We start from the raw sequence: 15036 nt of genomic DNA, 5'->3' as shown, positions 1-15036 counted from the left end.
GCGGGATCATCGCACCTACGCGGCGGGCGTGCACCGCGTTGCGGTGATCTTGATGCCGAACGCTGCGCTCTCCTCGCGAAACTGCGCGATCGACCGCGCATTGCGATGCGCCTCGAACGCGGCGTCATCCTGGTAGACCTCGTAGATCATCAGCTTCGCGGCGTCCTCGCGCGGCACCAGGATTTCGAAGCGCAGCGTGCCCGGCTCGTCCCTGAGCGAACGGGCGCCGTGCGCTGCGAGCAGCGACAACACCTGATCCCGTGTCTCCGGGGCAACCTCTACGGTGGCGATGAGGGCAAGTTTGGTCATGACGGATGCTCCTGTTTGACTGATCACTCCGGCAGCGGCTTGCCGGCCTGCTCGCGAACGATGTAGTCGGCGTACCAGTCGGGCCAGTTCGCATCGTGCCCGCCGGTGCGCTTCTCATGCTCACCATGGGCCGTTGCGGCGCGCCGTAGCGCGGCGGCGAGATCTGTCGCTGACGTGAACGTCGTGCTGCTGCCATCGACGCGCCCGGGCAGGCGCTGCGTCACCTGCTGCAACAGCCAGGTGTTGCCGTCCGGATCGCTGAACGTGGCAAGCGAGCCATAGCTCGGGCGCTCCGGATCGGCTCCCTTGATACGGCCTTGCGGGCCACGATGAAACACCTCGCTCACCTCGACGCCATGCCCGATCAACTCGGCGCGCGCCGCCTCGATGTCGTTCACGATCAGGAAGCGCGGCAGCGCCGAGCCCTTGTCGAGATGAACTGACGTCGGCGAGCCCGGCGGCGTCAGCTGCAGGGCGCGCGAGCCGTCGGCCCTGATGAAATCGGCGTCCAGCCGCCAGCCCAGATTTTCGTAGAAGCGTTTGGCGCGATCGACATCGGAAACGGGAATCACGACGACTTCGAGCTTCATCTCGACACCCGGTTCCGGACCCTTGCCTTCGGTACTCATGGCTTGCTCCTTTGGCTTGCTCCTCGAAATGTGATGGGCCGGGTCGAGATGCCCGTTGCCCCCACCGTGATGACAGCCTACATTACTATGAAATTCATAGTTACAATACCAGATGAAGAAAACGTGATGAGAAAGCCAAAAGGCAGCGCTGAGGATCAGACGCTCTGTCCGGTGGCGCGGGCCGAGAACGTGGTAGGCGATCGCTGGTCGGTTCTGGTGCTGCGCGAGCTGTTCGCGCGCAACCATCGCTTCGAGGAGATTCAGGCCTATACGGGCGCAACTCCGCAGATGATCGCGGCGCGGTTGAAGAAGCTCGAGGCCGACGGACTGGTGACGCGGCGTGCCTACAGCGAGCGCCCGCTGCGCCACGAATACCATTTGACCGAGAAAGGCACGGCATTCTTCCCCGTGATGTTCGCGCTGCGCGCCTGGGGCGAAACCTGGTGCAAGTCGCCCAGGGACGGCCTTTCCATGAACTACACGCACCTCGCCTGCGGCCAACCGGCCGGGCTCGGTCCCCTCTGCCAGTCCTGCGGCGAGCCGTTGCATTGGGCCGACATGTCCGCCGCGCGAACGCCGAAATATCAAAAGGAGCGCGACGCGCGATGGGAGGCCTTCAAGGCCAGACGCTGAATTCCGATCATGCGAGCCTCACGGGACTCGCGCAACACAGGAGACCACCATGCCTTTCGTTCGTATCGACCTGAAGCGCGGCAAGACCGCCGAATATCGCAAGACCCTGGGCGAGATCGTCTACAAGGCGATGCGTGAGATCATCAATGTGCCGGAGAACGACAAGTTTCAGGTCATCACCGAGCATGACCGCGATGACTTGAACTATGCCGACAATTATCTCGGCAACAGCTACAGCGACGATCTCATCTTTATCCAGATCACCATGAATGCGGGGCGCACGGTCGAGATGAAGAAGGCGTTCTACAAGCGCATCGTGGACGACTACCAGAGCCAGCTGCACGGGCGCCCGGACGACATCTTCATCAATCTGGTCGAAGTCGCCAAGGAGAACTGGTCGTTCGGCAACGGCATCGCCCAATACGCGACCTGACCAGCGGACCAGACCTGCGCCGGACGGGCATCGACCTGTCCGGCAAGCTGACCGCCGCGCTGCAAAAGGCCACTTGACTGCGTAATCATTCGAGTCGTTGCTTGGGCAACCAGGCCACGGCGGCTTGACTTCCTCGGGCAATCCATCGACAGGTGGATTGCCTTTCCGCTTTGCCGTGCGCAATGAGGGAACATAACAACACAGCAATGGGAGCCGCCCGATGTCGACGCGCAAACCCGCCGCCAGCAAAGGCAAGACCGTCACCGTCAAGGACGCCACGTTCGGCCTGCTGCGCGCGTGGGGCATCAGACGCGTGTTCGGCAATCCGGGCTCGACCGAGCTGCCGTTCCTGAGCGACTGGCCCGACGACATCGATTACGTGCTCGGCCTGCAAGAGGCGTCCGTGGTCGGCATGGCCGATGGCTATGCGCTGGCGACCCGCAATGCCGGTTTCGTCAATCTGCATTCGGCGGCCGGCGTCGGCAACGCGCTCGGCAACATCTACAACGCCTACCGCAACCAGACCCCGCTGGTGATCACCGCGGGCCAGCAGGCGCGCTCCATCATGCCGCTGCAAGCCTTCCTCTATGCCGAGCGCGCCTCGGAATTCCCGCGGCCTTACGTGAAATTCGCGGTCGAGCCGGCGCGCGCCGAGGACGTGCCGGCCGCGATCGCGCGCGCCTATTATGTCGCGATGCAGCCGCCCTGCGGGCCGACCTTCGTCTCGGTGCCGATCGACGACTGGGCGCATGCGACCCAGCCGCTCGACGCGCGCCAGGTCAGCCGCGAGGTCGGCGCTGATCCGGCCGCAATGCAGGCGCTGGTGGCCGCATTTGGCGAGGCCAGTCGCCCCGCCCTCGTCGTCGGCCCAGCGGTCGACCGCGCCGAAGCGGTCGACTTGATGGTGAAGGTCGCCGAGAAGACCAAGGCCGCGGTCTGGGCCAGCCCGTTCTCGGCGCGCTGCTCGTTCCCCGAGCGGCATCCGCAGTTTGCCGGCTTCCTGCATGCCGCGCCGGGCCAGCTCTCCGATGCGCTCCGCGATCACGACCTCGTCGTCGTGGTCGGCGCACCGGTGTTCACCTTCCATGTCGAGGGCCACGCCGCGATCTTCGACGGCGCGACCACGATCTTCCAGATCACCGACGATTCCGATGCCGCCGCGATGACGCCGACCGGCCACAGCATCATTGCGACCATGAAGCCGGCGCTGTCGGCGCTGCTCGCGCTGCTGCCCGAGACCAGGCGTGCCGCATCGCCGGGCCGCGTGCTGCCGCCGCCGCCCGCGGCCGGCGATCCGATTCCAGCCGAATACGCCCTGCACGCGCTGTCGGCCGCGATGGGTCCGCATGACGCGCTGGTCGAGGAAGTGCCGTCGCATCGTCCGCTGATGCAGAAGGCGATGCCGATGCGCGGCCAGGACAGTTTCTACACCATGGCGAGCGGTGGCCTCGGCTACAGCCTGCCGGCCGCGGTCGGTATGGCGCTCGGCCGAAGCCAAGGCCGCACGGTCTGCCTGATCGGCGACGGCTCGGCGATGTATTCGATCCAGGCGCTATGGACGGCAGCGCAGCGCAAGCTGCCGCTGACGGTCGTGGTGCTGAACAATTCCGGCTACGGCGCGATGCGCTCGTTCAGCCAGGTGATGCAGGTGCGCAACGTGCCGGGGCTGGATTTGCCCGGCATCGACTTCGTCAAGCTCGCCGAAGGCATGGGCTGCGACGCAATGCGGGTGACAAAATCAGCCGAGCTCGCAAGCGCCTATCAGCGCGGCCTGTCGCACCAGGGCACCAGCCTGATCGAAGTGATGGTCGATTCCGCGGTGCCGCTGCTCTACACGCAGAAGAGCTGAGCGGCGAGAACGCAGTTCCTGCGCACTCGTAAGGAAGGCACCGGCGGCTGGGTTCCCTCCCCCCTTGCGGGGGAGGGTTAGGGAGAGGGGTGGCCACACGGCGTGCTCTCTCGATTACGAGTCTCAACGAAACGCGATCGGGATTGCGAAAGCGAGACTCACGTCAATATCTCGCCCGGGGCTTACCCCTCTCCCCAGCCCTCCCCCGCAAGGGGGGAGGGAGCCCGATCAGCGTCCTCACCTCACGAGGGCATTTTCACGCTCCTGCTCCACCGCTTGTGCTGACGGCGCCGGCACCTCGCAGCCGGTGGCGCAGCAGCGGCCGGGCTGCTTCGATACGCGCTGGCCCTCGTCGACCAAACCGCGCCCGAGCAGATTCTCGACCAGCTCGGCCTTCTCCATCACGGGATAGTTGCGCCAGATCTCGCGCTTCATCGCTTCCGGCGAGCCGCCGCCATGCAGCGAGATCACCGAGTACCAGCCGGCTTCGTGCGACACCGTGAGGTCCTCGATCAGCCGCGCCACCTCGGCGCGCTGCTCGGTTGGAATGTCGGGCCGTCCGCCCATCACGGCGGCGAGCGAGGCACGGGTTTCCGGATTATGATCCTCGTCGGGTCCAGGCAGCGCGACGATCAGGCCGCCGGAAACGTAATGCGCGACGCGATGCATGTCGTAGATCTTGGTCGCCAATAGCAACTTGCCGATGTTGGAGAACACGGCATCCGGCATCACCGATCCAGCCGGATCTTTCGTGCAATAGACCGAGGACGCCACGCCGCAGGCATAGAAGCTTTCGGTGATGGTGATGAGCTCGACCATCGCCTCGCGGATATGGGCGTGCTTCTCGGCATCGAGCCCGTTGGCCTCGATCATCAGCGCGCCGGCGCCGATCAGGAGGTCGCCGAAGCCGGCGCGCGCGCCGATGCAGGAGTGGCGGTGATGGGTGGCATAGGAGGTGGTGAGGAAGCCGCCCTCCTCGGTCTCGCCGGCGAGGAAGACGCGCTCATGCGGCACGAACACGTCGTCGAAGATCACGACGCCGACCGACTGGCCGTACTTCGCCGAGAACTTTGCCGAGGCATCGCCGGGACGACCGGCCGGGCGCGCGACGATGGTAACGCCGGGCGCATCGATCGGCACCGCGCAACACACCGCGAAATCCTTGTCGGCGGGCACATGGGTGCGGCACGGCATGACCAGGAATTCGTGCATGTAAGGCGCGCCGGTGACGATCGCCTTGGTGCCGCGGATCACGATGCCGTCGGGGCGGCGCTCCTTGATGTGGACATAGACGTCCGGATTGGCTTGCAGGCCCGGACGCTTGGAGCGATCGCCCTTGGCATCGGTCATGGCGACGCCGAGCGTCAGGTCCTGGTCCTGCACCTCGTGCAGATAATTGAGGAAGCGCTGGCTGTAGTCGGTGCCGTGGCGATCGTCGGTGAGCCTGGTCGCCTGGTAGAGCCCGTTCAGCGCATCATGGGTGAGGTAGCGCTGTGCGCAGCCCGATGTCCGGCACACCAGCCGCACCGCCTCGAGCTTGTAGAGCAGGTCCTGCGAGCTCTCGTTGATGTGGAGCATGCGATTGACGGTCTTGCCCGAGGTCGTTTGCCGCGCCGTCATGATCGGCACGTGCTCGGCGCGATGCGCGAAATCATAGGTGACGCCGACACCCGCCACGCCCGGCGCCAGCAACGGCTCATCCGCGACGCTCGCCACCGCCTCGCCGTTGACGAACACCCGCGGCTTGTAGCGGCGCAGGGATTCCCGGTAGTCCGCGGCCGTCATCAGCATGGCGCTTCTCCCTTGCTCATTTATTATAACATTGTTAAATTATTGAACACCGTTAGAATCGAGTCAAGGACGGAATCGCCGGATGCAGATGCGCGAGAGCAGGAGAGAGGCGGTCAGCCGCCACAAGCGGGAGCTGATCCTCGATGCAGCGCGCAGCGTGTTCGCCGAGGAAGGCCTCGAGGGCGCGAGCCTGCGGGCGATCGCCACCCGGGCCGGCTACACCCCGGCGGCGCTGTATTTCCATTTCGATTCCAAGGAGGCGATCTATGCCGAGGTGCTGCGGCAGTCGCTGGCCGCGCTCGGCGAAGCCGTCAGCGCGGCGGTCGCCACGACGCGCGGCGCCAAGCAGCGGCTGCACGCCGCCGGGATGGGCTTCTTCCGCTACTATGCCGACAACCCGCGCGACCTCGATCTCGGCTTCTATCTGTTCCGCGGCGGCATGAAGCCGGCCGGGCTCGGCCATGACCGCGACCACGCGCTGAACGCCGCCTTGGAGGCCGCGCTGCATCCGATCGCGGAGGCCGCCGAAGTGCTGGGTGCGTCGAGGCAGAAGGCCAACACGGTGATGGTCGACTGCTTCGCGCATGCCACCGGCCTGTTGCTGTTGCTGCACACCGGCCGCATCCGAATGTTCGGCGCCTCGGCGCCCGATCTGATGGACGCCTATCTGCGCGAAAGGATCGCGCAACTAGCCAAGGAGTGAGGCCGAGATAGCGGCTGTAAGGAGGCCACCGGCGGATGGGCTCCCTCCCCCCTTGCGGGGGAGGGTTGGGGAGAGGGGTACCACACTGGTGCTCTCTCGATTTGTGTCCCAACCACACGCGCCCGAAATTGCGACGGCGACGCTTCAATCAATCATCTCGCCCGGGGCCACCCCTCTCCCCTCCCTCTCCCGCAAGGGGAGAGGGAGCCTGACCAGGGTGCTCACCTCACACGAGCGACGCGAATTCCCTGGCCATCACTTCCCGTAGCTCTCGCGCATCTTGGCCTGGATCTTGGCCATGCCGCCAATCCAGCGGTCGTAGTTCTCGGTCTTCTTGCGCATGTAGCCGAGCACCTGCGGGTGCGGCAGGATCAGGAAGGTCTCCTGCTCGATGCCCTTGAGCGCATCCTGCGCGACCTGCTCTGCCGACAGATCGCCGTCGCCGGATTGCGGGCCCTTCGGGATCGAGCGCAGCATGTTGGTGTCGACGCCCTGCGGGCAGAGGATCGAGACCTTGATGTTGTCGGCGCGGTGCGAGATCGCGAGATTTTCGGCGAAGCCGACCGCGGCGTGCTTGGTGGTGGAATAGGCCGGGCTGCCGACCTGCGACAACAGGCCCGCCGCCGAGATCGTGTTGAGGAAATAGCCCTCGCCGCGCGCCTTCATGCGCGGCACCAGATGCCGCGCGGCATAGACATGCGCCATCACATGGATCGCCCAGCTGCGCGACCACGGCTCGTCCGAGGTGCCGCCGGCATTGTGCGACAGCGGATCGAAGCCGCCGCCGATGCCGGCATTGGAGCAGAACAGCGCGATCGGGCCGAACATGCGCTCGGTCTCGTCGATCACATGCAGGATGTTCTTCTCCTGCCCGACATCGCATTTGAAGGCAGCGCCGCCGACCGTGGCCGCGACCTTTTCGGCCGCCGCATGGTCGAGGTCGACCACCACGACCTTGGAGGCACCGGCGGCATGGAACGCCTCGCACAGCGCCTTGCCGATGCCATTGCCACCGCCGGTGACCACCACAACCTTACCCGCCACCTGCATGGCCATCCTCCCGGTATCTTGATTTCAGCGCATGATCCAGAAGACGGACTCATGCTCCAACGAAGAGCGCTCATGATAGCGCATCTTTTGCCGATGCATGATCTTTTCGAGGGGGCCGGGCCGGCCTTGTGAAGCCCGCGCTAGCTCGCCAGCACGACGTCGAACACGGCCGTGTAGTGGCAGGCGGCCCCGAGCAGCACGAAGCAATGCCAGATCGCGTTCTGGAAGCGCAGCCGGCGCCAGGAATGGAAGATCACGCCGAAGCTGTAGAGAATGCCGCCCGCCAGCACGAAGCCGAGCGCCATCGCCGGCAATGCCTTGACCACGGCATCGTAGAGCATGATGCCACTCCAGCCCATCGCCAGATACAGACCGATCGACAATCGGTCGAAGCGGCCGGGATAGCGCAACTTCAGCCAGATCCCGACGATCGCCACGCACCACACGCCAACGAGCAGCGCGATCGCGACATAGCTGTCCTTCAGTTCCACGATGAACGGCGTGTAGGTCGCGGCGATCAACAGGTAGATCGCGGAGTGATCGAAGCGCCGCAGGATCCATTTGGCGCGCGACACTGGCCAGAGATTATAGGTCGCCGACAGCGTCAGCATCGCGAGCAGGCCCGCGACATAGACCGATACCACGGCGACGTCGAACGGACCGGCATAGACCGCGGTCAATACGATCAGCGCGGTGGCGGCAACCAGTCCGAAACAGACACCGACAACATGAACGACGCCGTCGGCGATCAGTTCGGCGCGGTCGTAGTTCCACAGCGCGGCGCCGGCCGCGTGGATCGAGGTCGAGGCAAGTTGCTTCAGGCGGAAGACCGTCATGCAGGCTTTCCTGTGGGCCGATTGACTATGGGTATCGCCGGCGTGGTGGCGCGTTCAATCCCTCACCCGCAAAGGCGCCGGAAATGTGAAGCTTGATTTTAGCCCGATAATCGCCACCTTGCGGTAATCGCCTGCCCTTTTTGGCTCCTCTTGCCGGGTCCTCCGTTCACCCTCCATGCCCCCCAGTCTCTCTGATATCGTCGAGGAAGCGCGTCTCTCGGCGCGGGCGCTGCTCGACTATGGTGAGGGCTTGTTCAACCCGACGGTCCGGCTCGGCGTCACCGGCCTGTCGCGCGCCGGCAAGACCGTGTTCATCACCGCGCTGGTGCACGGGCTGACGCGTGGCGGACGCTTCCCGGTATTCGAGGCCTATGCCTCGGGACGGATCGCGCGGGCCTATCTCGCCCCGCAGCCCGACGACGCGGTGCCGCGCTTCGCCTATGAGAACCATGTCCGTACATTGGTCGAGGAACGGCGCTGGCCGAGCTCGACCACCGACATCTCCGAGCTGCGGCTCGTGATCGAATATCAGCGGCAAAACGGCGCGGACCGCAAGCTGACCCTCGACATCGTCGACTACCCCGGTGAGTGGCTGCTCGACCTGCCGCTGTTGAACAAGAGCTACGAGCAATGGTCGGCGGAAAGCCTCGCGCTGTCGCGCGAACCGCTGCGCGCAAAACTCGCCGCGCCCTGGCACGCGCATCTGGCGACGCTGAAGAGCGAGGCCAGGGAGGACGAGCAGGCCGCGCTCACCGAGGCGCGGCTGTTCACCGACTATCTGCGTGCCTGCCGCGACGAGCGCTTCGCGATGAGCCTGTTGCCGCCCGGCCGCTTCCTGATGCCCGGCAACCTCGCCGACACGCCGGCGCTGACCTTTGCGCCGCTCGACGTGCCCGTCGACGGCAGCGCACCCGACAACTCGCTGTGGGCGATGATGCGGCGGCGCTATGAGGCCTACAAGGACGTCGTGGTACGGCCGTTCTTCCGCGATCATTTCGCGCGGCTCGATCGCCAGATCGTGCTGGCGGATGCACTCGCCGCATTCAATGCCGGCCCCGAGGCATTGCACGACCTCGAGGCGGCACTCGCCGGTATCCTCGACTGCTTCCGGATCGGCCGCAGCACGATCCTGAGCACGCTGTTCCGGCCGCGCATCGACCGCATCCTGTTCGCGGCGACCAAGGCCGACCACCTGCATCACCAGAGCCACGACCGGCTGGAAGCCGTGCTGCGGCGGATCGTGGCCAGGGCGGCCGAGCGCGCCGAATATGCCGGCGCCGAGATCGACGTGGTGGCGCTCGCCGCGGTGCGCGCCACCCGTGAGGCGCAGGTCGCGCGCGGCCGCGACCGCCTGCCCTCGATCCTCGGCACGCCGGCGCCCGGCGAGGTCGCCAATGGCGAGACGCTGGATGGCGAGACCGAAGTCGCGACCTTTCCCGGCGACCTGCCGGACAATCCCGAGGAGCTGTTCAACGGCGGCTTCCGCGGCCTGTCCAGTGCTGGTGCAGACAGCGCCGATTATCGTTTCCTGCGCTTCCGCCCGCCGAAACTGGAACGAGGCGGCGATGCGGAGCCTGCGCTGCCTCACATCCGCCTTGACCGCGCCCTCCAGTTCCTGATCGGAGACAAACTGCAATGAACGAGAAGACGCCCCCGCGGCGGCCGGCGACGTTCAAGCTCGACGATCCCGGCGTGGTCGTGATGGACCCGGACGACAGCGGTCGCCTCAACCGCGGCTCGATCCAGATCGTGCCTGAAGCGGAGCCCGCGCAACTGCCGGTGCCGGTCGATACGCCGCTGCTGCCCGAGCGCCGCGGCTTCCGCTGGGGCACGTTATTCTGGAGCGCTGTCGGGGGCCTCGTGCTGCTCGGCAGCGGGCTCGGCGTCCTCAACCTGGTCGAGGATCTGTTTGCCCGCAATGAAGGCCTCGGCTTCCTAGGTCTGGCGCTCGCCGGCATCGCCGTCGTGGCGCTCGCGGTCGTCACCATGCGCGAGCTGGTCGGTCTGGCGCGGCTTGCGACCATCGAGAAGCTGCATCTGCGCGCCGCCGAGGTGCTGATCAGCGACGACCGCGCCGCAAGCCGCACTGTCGTCGCCGACCTGCTCAAGCTCGCGCACCGGACCCCGCAGCTCGCCCGGGCCCGCGGCGCGTTGCAGAGCCACACCGATGATATCATCGATGGCGCCGACATGATCCGGCTCGCCGAGCGCGAATTGATGACGCCACTCGACGAGGAAGCGCGGCGCCTGGTGTCTTCGGCCGCGCAGCGCGTCTCGGTCGTCACCGCGGTCAGCCCGCGCGCGCTGTTCGACGTGCTTTTCGTGTTCGTGGCGAGCTTGCGGATGATCCGCCAGCTGGCGCGGCTCTATGGCGGCCGGCCAGGCGCGCTCGGCATGATCCGCCTGCTCCGCCACGTGATCGCGCATCTCGCCATCACCGGCGGCATGGCCGCGAGCGATAGTCTGATCCAGCAGATGCTGGGCCACGGCATCGCGGCAAAACTGTCACAGCGGCTTGGCGAAGGCATGCTCAACGGCCTGTTGACCGCCCGCCTCGGCCTCGCCGCGATCGACGTCACCCGCCCGCTTCCCTTCAACGCCCTGCCCCGCCCCGCGCTGACCGATCTGGCGAAGGATTTGATCCGCAAGCGTGAGGAAGCGGAATAGCCACCTGCTCCTTCAGAGCGGCATCGTGCCAGTTGCGGCACAGTGGCAGTTGTTGCGCCCTCTCCCCTTGTGGGAGAGGGCAGCTCAGACAGCCGTCGCGGGTTCGCTTGGGTGAGGGGTATCCATCCGCGCGCACCGCGCCTGCGGAGAGAGACCCCTCATCCGGCAGCCTTCGGCTGCCACCTTCTCCCACAAGGGGAGAAGGTGATCTCGCAAGAATCCGAGAGCATCGCCAGCACGCGCCAGCGGAAGAACGTCGTATCCGGCCGCGGCGACAGGTCGGGCGTCCAGCCCGAGATCTTCTCCAGCGCATAGGTGTCCATCACCATGCCGCGCCAGCTCCGTGTCACGCGCTCCAGCGGCTGGCGCACCGCCGATGTTTCGCTCCACAGCGGCAGATTGTTCTCGGGCTCGCGCCCGACATAGATGCCGGCATGATCGCGGATCTTGTCCATGCCGGGATCGGCAAAGCCCTGGAAGCGGCCGCGCTCGTTGATCTCGATCACAGGCACCCGGCCGCGCAGCATCCAGCGCAGCATCGCATAGGTTCGGTAATCCGTGGTCGCGACCCAGGTTGCGCCGGTGGCCTCAACCTGCGCCAGGGTATGCGCAGCCACCACATCGTAGCCCGCTTCGGTGCCGATCGGATCGGTGCGGCCGATCAGATTCCACGGCGCGAACATGTAGTAGAGGAACACGCAGACCACGAAGGCGATGCCTGTCGAGATCGCGGTCCGGGCCCAATAGATCGTCGACTTGACGAGTCCGGCCGACCAGCCCTCGAACGGCATCCGCGTGACATTGATGGCGACGGCCGCGAAGCCTGCCGGCCACAGGAACATCGGCCAGGTATCGCCGACCCGCAAGGTCAGCGACTTCCAGAGGAAGTAGAGGAACGGCACCAGCACCGCGGTCGCCAGCAGGATCGCCACCGGCTCGCGCTTGCGATAGCCGCGCCATGCCGTCAGTGCGGTGCCGAACAGCGTCACCGGCAACAGCACGAAGCCGACCAGGCCGAACTGCATGCCGATGAACTCGCCGAGGGTACGGAACGTCAGGTCGCGCTCGACCGTGGCGCGCACCGCCTGGAAGCGGAACGAGGCCCAGTCATGCTCCGCATTCCAGATCAGCACCGGCGAGAACACGGCGATCGCGATCAGCGCGGCGAGGTACGGGTACGGGCTGCGCAGCCAGCGCCAGCGCCAATCCGGCACCAGCGCGAAGGCGAACACCGCCGGCACGAACATGATGGCGGTGAATTTCGAGAGCAGCGCAAGCCCCGCGAACAACCCTGCGGCCAGCCACCAGCGTCCGTCATGGCTCTGCGCGAGCCGCACCAGCGACCACAGCATGGCGACCGAGAACGGGATCAGCGCCGTGTCGGGCGCCACCTTGGCCATTAACAACCCGTAATAAAGCGCAGCCTCCGGCAGCAGCAGCGCGAGCATCACCGCGCGGACATTGTTCGATGTCACGCGACGGACGATGTCGGCAAGCAGGAGCTGGGTCGCCAGCATCGCCACGATGCCACCGAGGCGGACGCCGAGATTGGTGTCGCCGAGAACGGCGGTGCCGCAGCGGATGAACCAGGCGACCATCGGCGGATGGTCGAGGAAGGACAGCACGCTTTCCTTCGACCAGGTCCAGTAGTAAGCCTCGTCGGTGCGCAGATCGAGCGCATGGGCATAGACCAGCCGCATCGCGGTCATGGCAACGATCACGGCGATCACGCCACGCCAATCCGGCGCCCGCGAACGGGCCGGCTTAACGCTGATGTTACCGGCTCCGGGCTCGGGTTCGGCTTGGGCTATCGTCACGCGGGCTTTTTGTTCGACTCTTAACGGAGTGTCAACGTTCCGCGGCGCCGGCTACCCACCGCCAGACCGGGCCCGTGGTGGTGTTCAGCGCGGGAATTAAACACTAGAGTTGTCGATCATGAATCACATGGCCTCCCCCTCGCGCGAGCACCTGCAGGACATGGCCCGCGGCGTCGGCCTGCGGCAGGTCCGCCTCGTCACGGGGGCGATCATGTTCGCCTACCTGATCAGCCATTTCCTCAACCACGCGCTCGGCAATATCTCGACGGAGGCGTTGGCGATCGGGGTGCACTACCACACCGAGTTCTGGCAATTCCTGCCGGTCGCCATCGTGTTCTACACCGCCTGCCTGGTGCACACCGCGCTTGGCATCTGGGCGCTGTTTCAGCGCCGCGAATTCCACTGGAAGGCGGTCGAGCCGCTGCAACTCGCGCTCGGCCTCAGCATCCCGATGCTGATCATCGTGCACGTCGTCGGCGTCCGGCTCGGCCAGACCCTGTACGGGCACGAAAAGCTCTATCCGCAAGAGCTGTACAACTTCTTCATCGCCTCTCCACTCCGGCTGTGGCAGATGCTGGCGGTGCTGGTGATCGCCTGGGTGCATGGCTGCATCGGCCTGTATTTCTGGCTGCGGATGCGTCCATCGTTCCAGCGCACAGCGCCGTTCCTGCTCGCCGCGGCCGTGCTGATCCCGACGCTGGCGATGCTCGGCATCTATCAGGCCGGCCGCGCCACGATCGCGGATTATCAGGACCCCGACTGGCGGCGCGAGGAGCTGTCGGTGCAGAAGCTCGGCACCGCGGCCCAGGCGACCACTCTCGAGAACATCACGAATGGCCTGACGATCGGCTATCTCGGCCTGCTCGGCCTGGTCCTGCTCGCGCGCGGCGCGCGTGCCCTGCTCGAACGCCGCGGCGGCATGATCGCGCTGTCCTATGGCAACGGCCGCACATTGCGGGTGCCGAAGGGATTGAGCGTGCTGGAAGCGAGCCTGCGCTACAACGTACCGCATGCGAGCGTCTGCGGCGGCCGTGCGCGCTGCTCGACCTGCCGCATCCGCATCATCGGCGATCACGTCACCCTGCCCGAGCCTTCGCCGCGCGAGGCCTTCGTGCTGCACCGGGTCGGCAATGACGATCCGTCGATCCGGCTCGCCTGCCAGCTCCGGCCGACCGGCGACCTGACTTTCTTCCAGCTGTTCCTGCCCCACACGATGTCGGCCAACGCCCATGCCGGCAATCCGACGCGGGTCGGCCAGGAGCGTTATCTCGTCAGCATGTTCGTCGACATGCGCGGCTCGACGCAGCTTGCCGAGAAGCGGCTGCCGTTCGACACCGTGTTCATCGTCAACCGCTTCCTCGGCGCGGTGTCGCAGGCGGTGCTGGAGGCCGGCGGGCGGCCCAACCAGTTCATCGGCGACGGCATGCTGGCGCTGTTCGGGCTCAGCACCGACCGCCACGAAGCCTGCCGCCAGGCCTTGCGCGCGGCGGCGCTGATCGCGGCCAATATCAAAGAGCTGAACCAATTCCTCAGCCATGATCTGCGCGAGCCGATCCGCTTCGGCATCGGCGTCCATGGCGGCGAGGTGATCGTCGGCGATATCGGTTATCGCGACCATATGGTGTTCACCGCGCTCGGCGATGCCGTCAACGTCGCGGCAAGGCTGCAGGACATGACGAAAGCGCTGGCCTGCGAGGCCGTCATCTCCGACGAGGTGCGCGTCACCGCGGGCCTCGCCGACGATGCCCTGCCGGCACAGGAGGTCGCGATCCGCGGCCGCAACGAGCCGATGATCGTGCGCACCGTCGAGGCGACGCGCATCCTGTCCACGCTGGTCGACGACCAGCATGCGGTCGCGGCCTGACCACCTCTCCTCTGCCTTTCCCCGAGTGTGATCTTCCGCACAGCTGAGCGTGCACCCATCAGCGATGCTCGAACGCGTCCCAAGCCGGATGCGACAGACTGGCGATGGGCAACACCGCAACCGCGCCGCGACCGAGTTCAAGGCGCATCTGGAGGAGAAGACCATGCTTCGCAAGATCACGCTCGCTTTCGCCACTGTTGCGATCGTCGGTGCCGCCGCTCTGGCGCCGACCTCTGCTTCCGCCAAGCCGTTCTTCTGGCACCCGCATCATCACTTCTGGGGCGGCCCAGGCATCGCCGTCGGCTTCGTCGATTCCGGCTGCTACGTCACCCGCCTGGTGATGACGCCCTACGGTTATCGCTATCGCACCGTGAACGTCTGCTACTGATCGACACTTCGACCTGGAATCGAAATGCCCCGGTCGTCCGCGCGACCGGGGCTTCTCGTTGTTGCGA

At 66.0% G+C, this 15036-nt stretch carries 14 protein-coding genes; 8 read left to right on the top strand and 6 right to left on the bottom strand.

Annotation, left to right across the window (positions count from 1 at the left end; genetic code table 11):
- Positions 1-15: 15 nt before the first annotated feature.
- Both B2W55_RS31330 and B2W55_RS31325 read right to left on the bottom strand, forming a co-directional pair.
- Positions 16-309 carry a putative quinol monooxygenase gene (locus B2W55_RS31330; protein ID WP_024583778.1) on the bottom strand — a complete coding sequence of 98 codons (294 nt, stop codon included), beginning with the start codon at positions 307-309 and terminating at the stop codon, positions 16-18.
- 23 nt (positions 310-332) lie between these two features.
- Positions 333-938 carry a VOC family protein gene (locus tag B2W55_RS31325; protein WP_024583779.1) on the bottom strand — a complete coding sequence of 202 codons (606 nt, stop codon included), beginning with the start codon at positions 936-938 and terminating at the stop codon, positions 333-335.
- A 126-nt stretch (positions 939-1064) separates the two neighbouring features.
- Between B2W55_RS31325 and B2W55_RS31320 the strand changes: the two genes are divergently transcribed.
- The 3 genes from B2W55_RS31320 to mdlC all read left to right on the top strand — a co-directional run bounded on the left by B2W55_RS31320 (position 1065) and on the right by mdlC (position 3853).
- Positions 1065-1571: a winged helix-turn-helix transcriptional regulator gene (locus B2W55_RS31320; protein ID WP_024583780.1), complete on the top strand. Its 507-nt coding sequence runs from the start codon at positions 1065-1067 to the stop codon at positions 1569-1571.
- A gap of 49 nt (positions 1572-1620) precedes the next feature.
- Positions 1621-2004, top strand: a complete 384-nt coding sequence (locus tag B2W55_RS31315; RefSeq protein ID WP_024583781.1) for a tautomerase family protein — start codon at positions 1621-1623, stop codon at positions 2002-2004.
- Positions 2005-2224: 220 nt separating this feature from the next.
- Complete coding sequence (mdlC, locus tag B2W55_RS31310) at positions 2225-3853, top strand: benzoylformate decarboxylase (protein ID WP_024583782.1); 1629 nt, start codon at positions 2225-2227, stop codon at positions 3851-3853.
- Positions 3854-4090: 237 nt separating this feature from the next.
- On the opposite strand, the gene B2W55_RS31305 is transcribed toward mdlC, so the two are convergent.
- Positions 4091-5644 carry a 4-hydroxyphenylacetate 3-hydroxylase family protein gene (locus tag B2W55_RS31305; RefSeq protein ID WP_024583783.1) on the bottom strand — a complete coding sequence of 518 codons (1554 nt, stop codon included), beginning with the start codon at positions 5642-5644 and terminating at the stop codon, positions 4091-4093.
- Between the two features lie 82 nt (positions 5645-5726).
- Here B2W55_RS31305 and B2W55_RS31300 point away from each other — a divergent pair, with 82 nt between their 5' ends.
- Positions 5727-6347, top strand: a complete 621-nt coding sequence (locus B2W55_RS31300; RefSeq protein WP_024583784.1) for a TetR/AcrR family transcriptional regulator — start codon at positions 5727-5729, stop codon at positions 6345-6347.
- A 255-nt stretch (positions 6348-6602) separates the two neighbouring features.
- On the opposite strand, the gene B2W55_RS31295 is transcribed toward B2W55_RS31300, so the two are convergent.
- Both B2W55_RS31295 and trhA read right to left on the bottom strand, forming a co-directional pair.
- The gene (locus B2W55_RS31295; RefSeq protein ID WP_024583785.1) at positions 6603-7397 is read right to left on the bottom strand and encodes an SDR family oxidoreductase; all 795 of its coding nucleotides are present in this window, start codon (positions 7395-7397) and stop codon (positions 6603-6605) included.
- A gap of 140 nt (positions 7398-7537) precedes the next feature.
- A complete protein-coding gene (gene trhA / locus B2W55_RS31290; protein ID WP_024583786.1) occupies positions 7538-8233 on the bottom strand; it encodes a PAQR family membrane homeostasis protein TrhA in 696 nt (231 codons plus the stop codon).
- 175 nt (positions 8234-8408) lie between these two features.
- Here trhA and B2W55_RS31285 point away from each other — a divergent pair, with 175 nt between their 5' ends.
- Both B2W55_RS31285 and B2W55_RS31280 read left to right on the top strand, forming a co-directional pair.
- Positions 8409-9872, top strand: a complete 1464-nt coding sequence (locus B2W55_RS31285) for a YcjX family protein (protein WP_024583787.1) — start codon at positions 8409-8411, stop codon at positions 9870-9872.
- A complete protein-coding gene (locus tag B2W55_RS31280) occupies positions 9869-10900 on the top strand; it encodes a YcjF family protein (RefSeq protein ID WP_024583788.1) in 1032 nt (343 codons plus the stop codon). The genes B2W55_RS31285 and B2W55_RS31280 overlap by 4 nt, the downstream gene beginning before the upstream one ends.
- Positions 10901-11058: 158 nt before the next feature.
- Here the strand turns inward: B2W55_RS31280 and B2W55_RS31275 are convergent, their stop codons facing one another.
- Positions 11059-12609 (bottom strand): glycosyltransferase family 39 protein, encoded by a 1551-nt coding sequence (locus tag B2W55_RS31275; protein WP_043855252.1) that lies wholly within the window; start codon positions 12607-12609, stop codon positions 11059-11061.
- A 226-nt stretch (positions 12610-12835) separates the two neighbouring features.
- Here B2W55_RS31275 and B2W55_RS31270 point away from each other — a divergent pair, with 226 nt between their 5' ends.
- Both B2W55_RS31270 and B2W55_RS31265 read left to right on the top strand, forming a co-directional pair.
- Positions 12836-14581 carry an adenylate/guanylate cyclase domain-containing protein gene (locus tag B2W55_RS31270; protein ID WP_371412417.1) on the top strand — a complete coding sequence of 582 codons (1746 nt, stop codon included), beginning with the start codon at positions 12836-12838 and terminating at the stop codon, positions 14579-14581.
- A 163-nt stretch (positions 14582-14744) separates the two neighbouring features.
- Positions 14745-14969 carry a hypothetical protein gene (locus tag B2W55_RS31265; protein ID WP_024583791.1) on the top strand — a complete coding sequence of 75 codons (225 nt, stop codon included), beginning with the start codon at positions 14745-14747 and terminating at the stop codon, positions 14967-14969.
- Positions 14970-15036: the final 67 nt, after the last annotated feature.

It is taken from the genome of Bradyrhizobium sp. UBA2491, assembly GCF_002341725.1.
Taxonomy (GTDB): Bacteria; Pseudomonadota; Alphaproteobacteria; order Rhizobiales; family Xanthobacteraceae; genus Bradyrhizobium.
The sequence above is the reverse complement of the archived record's forward strand: the minus strand, read 5'-3'. Positions and strand labels throughout refer to the sequence as shown.

Coding starts and splice junctions, on each gene's coding strand:
- B2W55_RS31330 (WP_024583778.1), bottom strand. CDS start 309: ATGACCAAACTTGCCCTCATCGCCACCGTAGAGGTTGCCCCGGAGACA.
- B2W55_RS31325 (WP_024583779.1), bottom strand. CDS start 938: ATGAGTACCGAAGGCAAGGGTCCGGAACCGGGTGTCGAGATGAAGCTC.
- B2W55_RS31320 (WP_024583780.1), top strand. CDS start 1,065: ATGAGAAAGCCAAAAGGCAGCGCTGAGGATCAGACGCTCTGTCCGGTG.
- B2W55_RS31315 (WP_024583781.1), top strand. CDS start 1,621: ATGCCTTTCGTTCGTATCGACCTGAAGCGCGGCAAGACCGCCGAATAT.
- mdlC (WP_024583782.1), top strand. CDS start 2,225: ATGTCGACGCGCAAACCCGCCGCCAGCAAAGGCAAGACCGTCACCGTC.
- B2W55_RS31305 (WP_024583783.1), bottom strand. CDS start 5,644: ATGCTGATGACGGCCGCGGACTACCGGGAATCCCTGCGCCGCTACAAG.
- B2W55_RS31300 (WP_024583784.1), top strand. CDS start 5,727: ATGCAGATGCGCGAGAGCAGGAGAGAGGCGGTCAGCCGCCACAAGCGG.
- B2W55_RS31295 (WP_024583785.1), bottom strand. CDS start 7,397: ATGCAGGTGGCGGGTAAGGTTGTGGTGGTCACCGGCGGTGGCAATGGC.
- trhA (WP_024583786.1), bottom strand. CDS start 8,233: ATGACGGTCTTCCGCCTGAAGCAACTTGCCTCGACCTCGATCCACGCG.
- B2W55_RS31285 (WP_024583787.1), top strand. CDS start 8,409: ATGCCCCCCAGTCTCTCTGATATCGTCGAGGAAGCGCGTCTCTCGGCG.
- B2W55_RS31280 (WP_024583788.1), top strand. CDS start 9,869: ATGAACGAGAAGACGCCCCCGCGGCGGCCGGCGACGTTCAAGCTCGAC.
- B2W55_RS31275 (WP_043855252.1), bottom strand. CDS start 12,609: ATGACCGCGATGCGGCTGGTCTATGCCCATGCGCTCGATCTGCGCACC.
- B2W55_RS31270 (WP_371412417.1), top strand. CDS start 12,836: ATGAATCACATGGCCTCCCCCTCGCGCGAGCACCTGCAGGACATGGCC.
- B2W55_RS31265 (WP_024583791.1), top strand. CDS start 14,745: ATGCTTCGCAAGATCACGCTCGCTTTCGCCACTGTTGCGATCGTCGGT.